Here is an 8,687-nt window from a genome sequence, read left to right on the forward strand (position 1 = left end):
TTCCCCGTGATGAAGGTGTTGCTGACTCATACCAGGCCTGAATAGCTTCATCATCCAGCCAGAAAGTTATGGAGCCACGGTTGATGAGGGCTTTATTGTAGGTGGGCCAGTTGGTGATTTTGAACTTTTGCTTTGCCACGGAACGGTCTGCGTTGTCGGGAAGATGCGTGATCTGATCCTTCAACTCAGCAAAAGTTCGATTTATTCAACAAAGCCGTTTGCTCCTGAAGCTCTGGGAACTGTATGACCAGCCCGACGGTGATGATTAACGGGACTGAAACAGGTTACGGCAGAGCAATATGGGGCTCATGTCCTGCTACGTAACCCGTCAGTAAAGCCCTGCTGCGCACCTGACGCTAAGCACTAACCCGCCTGCAGTTACCTGGTCGAATACAGCCCGCGAAGCTTTCTTGCCTGCGTCTGATGTGCTTCCGCACCGGCATTATTGACCTGCTCATGCACGAGAGCGGCTTTTTCTCCGGCATTCAGTTCGTTAAAAGAAGAAGACGAGGTCTTTGAATTTGCATCACTGCCGGACAGCATTTTTTTATGTTCCTCAATCATTTTCTGATGCGCATAGGACGCGCTGTTGTTCATAAATGAATGAGCAACAATGGCCCTTTCATGTTCATTCATTTCAGAGAATGAGGGCGTGTTGTTTTTATTAACCCTGTCCGGTAAGTTTTCATGCGTCGAGGAGTTCACATGACTGACGGCTGAGGCATTATTAACAAATCGATGTGCTTCATGGGCAATATCACTGGACTGAGCAAAAGCTGCCCCACAAAATAAAGCTGTAAACGCAGTGGTCGTGATTAATATATTCATGTGTAATTACCTTCTGAGGTACATAAAAGATGTCCTTATGATCATATATAAAAAAATCAACCTGTGGGGAAGATGACGTAAATGTAATACAGCCACGTACATTACACGATTGTAATGAATTTGTTTCTTAAGGTGTGCTAGATTCATTTCATTGTAAGTGGATGAACCAGTAATTTAATTTAAATCGGTTCTCGAATTCTGTCAGTAACCATACTTTAAATAAGGGAATGCGCATGCTGTTGAAAACGTCTCGACGAACTTTCCTGAAGGGGTTAACCCTCTCTGGCGTAGCCGGAAGTCTTGGCGTATGGAGTTTCAATGCGCGTTCCAGTCTGAGCCTGCCAGTTGCCGCATCCCTGCAGGGTACTCAGTTTGACCTGACCATTGGTGAAACGGCCGTCAATATCACGGGCAGTGAGCGTCAGGCCAAAACAATCAATGGAGGCCTGCCGGGGCCCGTTCTTCGCTGGAAAGAAGGTGACACCATTACCCTGAAGGTCAAAAACCGTCTTAATGAACAGACGTCCATTCACTGGCACGGCATTATTCTTCCGGCCAATATGGATGGTGTTCCGGGGCTGAGTTTTATGGGCATAGAGCCTGATGATACCTACGTTTACACCTTTAAGGTTAAGCAGAACGGGACTTACTGGTACCACAGCCATTCCGGTCTGCAGGAACAGGAGGGGGTATACGGTGCCATTATCATCGATGCCAGGGAGCCAGAACCGTTTGCTTACGATCGTGAGCATGTGGTCATGTTGTCTGACTGGACCGATGAAAATCCTCACAGCCTGCTGAAAAAATTAAAAAAACAGTCGGATTACTACAATTTCAATAAACCAACCGTTGGCTCTTTTTTCCGCGACGTGAATACCAGGGGGCTGTCAGCCACCATTGCCGATCGGAAAATGTGGGCTGAAATGAAAATGAATCCGACTGATCTCGCGGATGTCAGTGGCTACACCTACACCTATCTCATGAACGGGCAGGCCCCGCTGAAAAACTGGACCGGACTGTTCCGTCCAGGTGAAAAGATACGCTTACGGTTTATCAACGGCTCGGCAATGACCTATTTCGATATCCGTATCCCCGGGCTGAAAATGACGGTCGTGGCTGCAGATGGCCAGTATGTAAACCCGGTTACCGTTGACGAATTCAGGATTGCCGTTGCCGAAACCTATGATGTCATTGTGGAGCCTCAGGGTGAGGCCTATACCATCTTCGCACAATCCATGGACAGGACCGGTTACGCTCGAGGGACACTGGCCACGAGAGAGGGGTTAAGTGCTGCCGTTCCCCCCCTCGATCCCCGTCCTCTGTTGACCATGGAAGATATGGGTATGGGGGGAATGGGACATGATATGGCAGGAATGGACCACAGCCAGATGGGAGGCATGGATAACAGCGGAGAGATGATGTCTATGGACGGTGCTGACCTTCCGGATAGCGGGACATCCTCCGCGCCCATGGATCACAGCAGCATGGCCGGTATGGATCATTCCCGGATGGCCGGAATGCCGGGTATGCAAAGTCATCCTGCGTCAGAAACGGATAACCCACTGGTTGATATGCAGGCGATGAGCGTCTCTCCGAAATTAAATGATCCGGGTATTGGTCTTCGAAATAACGGAAGAAAGGTTCTCACGTACGCGGATTTGAAAAGCCGCTTTGAGGATCCTGACGGACGTGAACCTGGCCGTACCATAGAACTGCATTTAACCGGCCACATGGAAAAGTTTGCCTGGTCATTTAACGGAATCAAGTTTTCAGATGCCGCACCGGTGCTGCTGAAATACGGTGAGCGGCTCAGGATCACGCTGATCAACGATACCATGATGACTCACCCCATTCACCTGCATGGTATGTGGAGCGATCTGGAAGATGAAAACGGTAATTTCATGGTTCGTAAACACACAATAGATGTTCCCCCTGGTACAAAACGCAGTTACAGAGTGACAGCAGATGCGCTTGGCCGCTGGGCGTATCACTGCCATTTGCTCTATCACATGGAAATGGGAATGTTTCGTGAAGTCCGGGTGGAGGAATGATGCGAATGAAGAGAAATTTGAAGGCCATACCTGTTCTGGTCGCCGGTTTGTTTACCTCACAGCTTTCTATTGCGGCGGGCTCCGTCTCTGCAGATCCCCACGCCGGGCACGACATGTCTGCCATGCAGATGCCAGCAGATGAGAATTTCACTGAGATGACGTCAATGGAGCCCATTGTAACTGAGAGCAGAACGCCAATTCCGCCTGTTACCGATGCCGACCGGAAGGCTGCATTCGGCAATTTACAGGGGCATGCGATTCACGACAGTGCGATTAATTATCTGGTTCTGCTGGATCAACTGGAATGGCAACGGTCGGATAACACCAACAATTTCAGCTGGAGTGTTAACAGCTGGATTGGAGGCGACACAGATCGGATTTGGCTAAAGAGTGAAGGTGAACGAAGCAATGGGGAAACGGAGGCGGCTGAAGCGCAGTTACTCTGGGGACATGCGGTTGGCCCATGGTGGGATTTGGTTGCGGGTGTCAGGCAGGATTTCAGACCTGCTTCTGCCCGGACCTGGGCTGCTGTCGGTTTTCAGGGGCTGGCACTCTATAATTTTGAGTCTGAAATTACGGGTTTTGTCAGTAATGGCGGAAAAGCAGCCCTTCGTCTGGGAGGAGAATACGACGTTTTACTGACTAACCGGCTCATACTCCAGCCATCCTATGAGGTGAATTTCTACAGTCAGGATGATGAATCGCGGGGTCGCGGCAGGGGACTGACTGACACAGAGCTGGGGCTCCGGCTGCGCTATGAAATACGCCGTGAGTTTGCACCCTATATAGGCGTTTCCTGGAATCAACTTTACGGGAAAACATCCGATATGGCGAAAAGAGAAGGTGAGAAAGACCATCAGGTAGTATTCCTGGCGGGAGCCAGAATCTGGTTTTAACGCACTGATATAAAACACTCAACTAAACAGGTAAATAAAATGTCGATTTTAAATAAAGCCATTCTTACAGGTGGCCTCGTTATGGGCGTTGCTTTCTCTGCTATGGCCCATCCGGAATTAAAAAGCTCTGTGCCACAGGCTGATTCAGCCGTAGCGGCCCCGGAAAAGATTCAGCTTAATTTCTCGGAAAATCTGACCGTGAAATTCTCAGGTGCAAAATTAACGATGACGGGTATGAAAGGCATGTCATCACATTCTCCGATGCCGGTCGCGGCAAAAGTGGCGCCAGGCGCTGACCCTAAATCGATGGTCATTATTCCGCGAGAGCCTTTACCCGCTGGCACTTATCGTGTTGACTGGCGCGCGGTTTCTTCAGATACGCACCCTATTACCGGTAATTACACCTTTACAGTGAAGTAATATTATGAACGACCTGATTATGATTGTTATTCGTTTTCTTCTTTATCTGGATTTGATGGTAATATTTGGATTGCCATTTTTTCAGATATATGGAATAAGCGGTGTCAGACATGAAACCTATAACCTGACTAATTTCAGGTCGTTTATAACCTTTGCTGTTGTTACAGGCATCATTCTTACTGGCATTAATATGCTCCTGGTATCTAATGCCATGAGTGGAGTAACTGACCTCAGAGAATTATCCATCCATGTTATCGAGATGGTGATAGAAGAAACTGATGTGGGTATTAGCTGGATTGTCAGGCTCTGTGCCCTGTTTACCACACTCGGTGCTTTGTTCCTTTACACTAATAAGAGAGTATTGTCCTGCCTGCTGATGACGATGAGTGGGGGCGTGGCGCTGGCTACACTTGCCTGGGGAGGACACGCCGTTATGCATGACGGTCTGCATTACTATCTCCATTTACTGAGCGATCTGACCCATCTCGGCGCTGCAGGTGCCTGGACAGGTGCTCTGGTTGCATTTGCTATCCTGCTGATGCGCAGAAACGAGCATAATGCACAGAGCGTCATTGTGATATCTGACTCCCTGGCAAAATTTGCCACGGCAGGAACGGTGATTGTTGTAGCCCTGATCCTGAGTGCGCTGGTCAACTATCTGTATATTGCTGAGGGTAACTTAACTCCCTTATTCAACAGTTCCTGGGGGAGGATATTGCTTGCCAAGACGGCTCTGTTTGTTCTGATGCTTCTTCTGGCTGCAGCAAACCGGTTTCACCTGGGTCCCCGGCTTGAAGTTATGGTCAGGGAAGGGAATTATGATCGCAGCGTTGCCCTGATGCGAAACAGCATCCTGACAGAATTCGTTGTTGCGATTATCATTCTGGGCGCCGTAGCGTGGCTCGGAATGCTTGCTCCGTCTCAGGTCAGCTAGGGGACAACCAACGCTCACGCGTGAGATTTTTACTTTCATATCAGCGAGTTGACCATGCAGCGTATTTTAATCGTTGAAGACGAACAAAAAACAGGTCGTTACCTGCAGCAGGGACTGGTTGAGGAAGGCTATCAGGCCGATCTCTTTAATAATGGCCGCGATGGTCTTGGGGCCGCGTCGAAGGGACAGTATGATTTGATAATACTGGACGTGATGCTGCCTTTCCTCGACGGGTGGCAAATCATCAGCGCACTGAGGGAGTCCGGGCACGAAGAACCGGTCCTGTTTTTAACCGCAAAGGACAACGTGCGGGACAAAGTGAAAGGACTGGAGCTTGGCGCAGATGACTACCTGATTAAGCCCTTTGATTTTACGGAGCTGGTTGCACGTGTAAGAACCCTACTGCGCCGGGCACGCTCGCAGGCCGCAACAGTCTGCACCATCGCCGATATGACCGTTGATATGGTGCGCCGGACCGTGATCCGTTCGGGGAAGAAGATCCATCTCACCGGTAAAGAATACGTTCTGCTTGAGTTGCTGCTGCAACGCACCGGAGAAGTGTTACCCAGGAGTCTTATCTCGTCCCTGGTCTGGAACATGAATTTTGAAAGTGATACGAATGTGATTGATGTCGCCGTGAGACGTCTGAGAAGTAAAATTGATGATGACTTTGAGCCAAAACTGATCCATACCGTTCGCGGTGTCGGATATGTCCTGGAGATCAGAGAAGAGTGAGGTTCAAAATTTCCCTGACCACACGCCTGAGCCTGATTTTTTCTGCGGTGATGCTTACGGTATGGTGGTTATCAAGTTTTATCCTGATTAGCACCCTTAATGGCTATTTCGATAATCAGGACCGCGATTTTCTGACAGGTAAACTTCAGCTCACCGAAGAGTTTCTTAAAACAGAGACGTTCCGGAACAAAACGGATATTAAGTCATTATCAGAAAAAATAAACGATGCGATGGTAGGGCACAATGGCTTATTCATTTCTATAAAAAACATGGAAAATGAAAAAATTGTTGAACTCTATGCCAAAAATTCTGTTGTTCCAGCGGTCCTGCTTAATAAGTCGGGTGATATTCTCGACTATATGATCCAGACGGAAGAAAATAACACCGTGTACCGCAGTATCTCGCGGCGGGTTGCCGTGACGCCGGAACAGGGTAAAAGCAAACATGTCATCATTACGGTTGCCACGGATACTGGGTATCACACCCTGTTTATGGACAAACTCAGTACCTGGCTGTTCTGGTTCAATATCGGTCTGGTCTTTATTTCTGTTTTTCTGGGCTGGCTGACCACACGTATTGGTCTGAAACCGTTACGGGAAATGACCAGTCTGGCTTCCTCCATGACTGTACACAGCCTGGATCAGCGTCTAAATCCCGATCTGGCTCCGCCGGAAATCTCTGAGACCATGCAGGAGTTCAATAATATGTTTGATCGCCTGGAGGGGGCATTCCGGAAACTGTCAGATTTCTCGTCTGACATCGCGCATGAGCTGCGCACACCAGTCAGTAATCTGATGATGCAGACGCAGTTTGCACTGGCTAAGGAAAGGGATGTTTCGCATTACCGCGAAATTTTATTCGCTAACCTGGAAGAACTGAAAAGGTTGTCACGAATGACCAGTGACATGCTTTTTCTGGCACGTTCAGAGCATGGTCTGCTGCGGCTGGATAAACATGATGTGGATCTGGCAGCCGAACTGAATGAATTACGTGAGTTGTTCGAGCCCCTGGCAGACGAAACAGGAAAGACAATCACGGTTGAAGGAGAGGGCGTTGTTGCCGGAGACAGCGATATGCTCCGACGTGCTTTCAGTAACCTGCTTTCCAATGCAATCAAGTATTCTCCCGATAACACCTGTACAGCGATACACATTGAGCGTGACAGTGACTGTGTGAACGTGATGATTACGAATACGATGTCCGGCCAGGTTCCCGCTAATCTGGAACGTTTGTTTGACCGGTTCTATCGCGCAGACTCATCAAGGTTCTACAACACGGAAGGCGCGGGGCTGGGATTATCAATTACAAGGTCGATCATTCATGCTCACGGCGGCGAGCTGTCAGCAGAACAGCAGGGGCGGGAAATTGTGTTCAGTGTGCGTCTGTTAATGGATTAATACCGTTATTCAGGAGAAACCCGGAAGGTGACAAAAATGTCATCGTTCAGTCACGCGATAAACAGAGGCGGTTTTTTATAATCAGCCATAAATCAGGACAGCGTGATAATTCAATCGCCCGGTTCCTGGCGTGATGATCAACCAGCCCTGAGATCAACTGCTTTCTCTGTTATAAGCCATTGATTGTTTGGGTATGTAAACACCGGAGACCCAACCATGAAAAAGATCCTTGTATCCTTTATTGCCATTATGGCTGTCGCTTCATCCGCCATGGCTGCAGAGACAATGAACATGCATGACCAGGTAAATAATGCACAGGCTCCTGCCCATCAGATGCAGTCATCTGCTGAAAAAAGCGCAGTTCAGGGAGACAGCATGACAATGATGGATATGAGCAGTCACGATCAGGCCGCAATGTCCCATGAAATGATGCAAAACGGCAATTCTGCTGCCCATCAGGACATGGCTGAAATGCATAAAAAAATGATGAAATCCAAGCCAGCAGCTTCTAACGAAACAGCAAAATCATTTTCCGAAATGAACGAGCATGAGAAAGCCGCTGTTGTGCATGAGAAGGCGAATAATGGTCTATCTTCCGTTATTCATCAGCAGCAGGCTGAAAAGCATCGCAGCCAGATCACCCAGAATTAACCCGCAGCTCCACTTGTCAGACCCACATTTGACGCCGAAGTCACTGGCTTACGCTCCCGATCGGGAGCGTTTTTTTTATAAGCGAAATGAATAATAATGAAAGAGTCCATACACAATGTTTTTTTTGGTCATGTCGACCTCACAATTAACTTATATTGTTTGAGAATCCTGTTCCCCGGTCATCTCCAGGGTGCATGTCGCGCTGTATCCTGAGACTGGCTGAGAATACGAATGACCGTAACCATAGAATGTGATGATACAAAATAGATCGTATGCCGGTTCTACCGGCAGTGTGCAGATATCGTCTCCCAGCTCTGCACAATGCGTGCCGATATCATGCATGGCCAGCACATCAAATACTGCAGCTATACGACCGATCTATGCATCCGCCTGAACAACCCCGATCTGTCTGAAGCTGAAGTCCCAGATGGCCTCCAGATCCTCTTCTGCTTTGGGTGTCAGCTCAATCTCTTTCATTTGCCACCCTGGCCCTGACATTCGTAAGCGTCGTCTCAGCACCGTCTGGCAGATCCTGATATTCCTGAGAGGATAGTGGACACCAAATATGGTGGACGCTATCCATGAAATCATTAACCGCAGTGCGTAAAAAAAGCCCTAATTATCCCGTTGAGTTCAAAATCAAAATGGTTGAACTCTCGCATCGACCAGAGATCTCCGTAGCGCAACTCGCTCGTGAGCATGGGATCAACGATAATTTGCTGTTCAAGTGGCGCCAGTACTGGCGCGAAGGAAAACTACGTCCTCCTTCAACAAT

General features: G+C 48.5%; 10 protein-coding genes and 2 pseudogenes. 8 read left to right on the forward strand and 4 right to left on the reverse strand.

Annotation, left to right across the window (positions count from 1 at the left end; translation table 11 throughout):
* Positions 1-139, reverse strand: a pseudogene (locus ENGE1_RS27725) (IS5/IS1182 family transposase); the annotation flags it as partial.
* 239 nt (positions 140-378) lie between these two features.
* Positions 379-828, reverse strand: coding sequence for a copper resistance protein (locus ENGE1_RS25770; RefSeq protein WP_001023257.1), 450 nt, complete (start codon positions 826-828; stop codon positions 379-381).
* A gap of 233 nt (positions 829-1,061) precedes the next feature.
* On the opposite strand from ENGE1_RS25770, the gene pcoA reads away from it, so the two are divergent.
* The 7 genes from pcoA to pcoE all read left to right on the forward strand — a co-directional run bounded on the left by pcoA (position 1,062) and on the right by pcoE (position 7,912).
* Positions 1,062-2,879, forward strand: a complete 1,818-nt coding sequence (gene pcoA, locus ENGE1_RS25775) for a multicopper oxidase PcoA (protein ID WP_000925242.1) — start codon at positions 1,062-1,064, stop codon at positions 2,877-2,879.
* Between the two features lie 5 nt (positions 2,880-2,884).
* Complete coding sequence (gene pcoB / locus ENGE1_RS25780) at positions 2,885-3,775, forward strand: copper resistance outer membrane transporter PcoB (protein WP_001378118.1); 891 nt, start codon at positions 2,885-2,887, stop codon at positions 3,773-3,775.
* Positions 3,776-3,814: 39 nt separating this feature from the next.
* On the forward strand, positions 3,815-4,195 hold the full coding sequence (pcoC, locus tag ENGE1_RS27730; protein ID WP_000025662.1) for a copper resistance system metallochaperone PcoC: 381 nt from the start codon (positions 3,815-3,817) through the stop codon (positions 4,193-4,195).
* A 55-nt stretch (positions 4,196-4,250) separates the two neighbouring features.
* Positions 4,251-5,129 (forward strand): copper resistance inner membrane protein PcoD, encoded by an 879-nt coding sequence (gene pcoD / locus ENGE1_RS25785; protein WP_229692861.1) that lies wholly within the window; start codon positions 4,251-4,253, stop codon positions 5,127-5,129.
* A 54-nt stretch (positions 5,130-5,183) separates the two neighbouring features.
* Positions 5,184-5,864: a copper response regulator transcription factor PcoR gene (gene pcoR / locus ENGE1_RS25790; protein WP_009309896.1), complete on the forward strand. Its 681-nt coding sequence runs from the start codon at positions 5,184-5,186 to the stop codon at positions 5,862-5,864.
* The gene (gene pcoS, locus ENGE1_RS25795) at positions 5,861-7,261 is read left to right on the forward strand and encodes a copper resistance membrane spanning protein PcoS (protein ID WP_004152084.1); all 1,401 of its coding nucleotides are present in this window, start codon (positions 5,861-5,863) and stop codon (positions 7,259-7,261) included. Before pcoR ends, pcoS begins: the two co-directional genes overlap by 4 nt.
* Positions 7,262-7,477: 216 nt before the next feature.
* On the forward strand, positions 7,478-7,912 hold the full coding sequence (gene pcoE, locus ENGE1_RS25800) for a copper resistance system metallochaperone PcoE (protein ID WP_064175764.1): 435 nt from the start codon (positions 7,478-7,480) through the stop codon (positions 7,910-7,912).
* Positions 7,913-8,091: 179 nt separating this feature from the next.
* On the opposite strand, the pseudogene ENGE1_RS29370 reads toward pcoE, so the two are convergent.
* Positions 8,092-8,254: pseudogene (locus ENGE1_RS29370) on the reverse strand (type II toxin-antitoxin system RelE/ParE family toxin).
* Between the two features lie 36 nt (positions 8,255-8,290).
* Positions 8,291-8,410 (reverse strand): type II toxin-antitoxin system RelE/ParE family toxin, encoded by a 120-nt coding sequence (locus ENGE1_RS25805; protein ID WP_009654306.1) that lies wholly within the window; start codon positions 8,408-8,410, stop codon positions 8,291-8,293.
* A gap of 83 nt (positions 8,411-8,493) precedes the next feature.
* Here ENGE1_RS25805 and ENGE1_RS27740 point away from each other — a divergent pair.
* The coding region (locus ENGE1_RS27740; RefSeq protein WP_000839169.1) for a transposase at positions 8,494-8,687 on the forward strand (194 nt) is incomplete at its 3' end.

The sequence above is a fragment of the Pluralibacter gergoviae ATCC 33028 = NBRC 105706 genome (assembly GCF_001598855.1).
Classification (GTDB): domain Bacteria; phylum Pseudomonadota; class Gammaproteobacteria; order Enterobacterales; family Enterobacteriaceae; genus Pluralibacter; species Pluralibacter gergoviae.

Excerpts from the sequence above, each read along its gene's own strand:
- ENGE1_RS25770 (WP_001023257.1), bottom strand. The coding sequence starts at position 828 with ATGAATATATTAATCACGACCACTGCGTTTACAGCTTTATTTTGTGGG.
- pcoA (WP_000925242.1), top strand. The coding sequence starts at position 1,062 with ATGCTGTTGAAAACGTCTCGACGAACTTTCCTGAAGGGGTTAACCCTC.
- pcoB (WP_001378118.1), top strand. The coding sequence starts at position 2,885 with ATGAAGAGAAATTTGAAGGCCATACCTGTTCTGGTCGCCGGTTTGTTT.
- pcoC (WP_000025662.1), top strand. The coding sequence starts at position 3,815 with ATGTCGATTTTAAATAAAGCCATTCTTACAGGTGGCCTCGTTATGGGC.
- pcoD (WP_229692861.1), top strand. The coding sequence starts at position 4,251 with ATGGTAATATTTGGATTGCCATTTTTTCAGATATATGGAATAAGCGGT.
- pcoR (WP_009309896.1), top strand. The coding sequence starts at position 5,184 with ATGCAGCGTATTTTAATCGTTGAAGACGAACAAAAAACAGGTCGTTAC.
- pcoE (WP_064175764.1), top strand. The coding sequence starts at position 7,478 with ATGAAAAAGATCCTTGTATCCTTTATTGCCATTATGGCTGTCGCTTCA.
- ENGE1_RS25805 (WP_009654306.1), bottom strand. The coding sequence starts at position 8,410 with ATGTCAGGGCCAGGGTGGCAAATGAAAGAGATTGAGCTGACACCCAAA.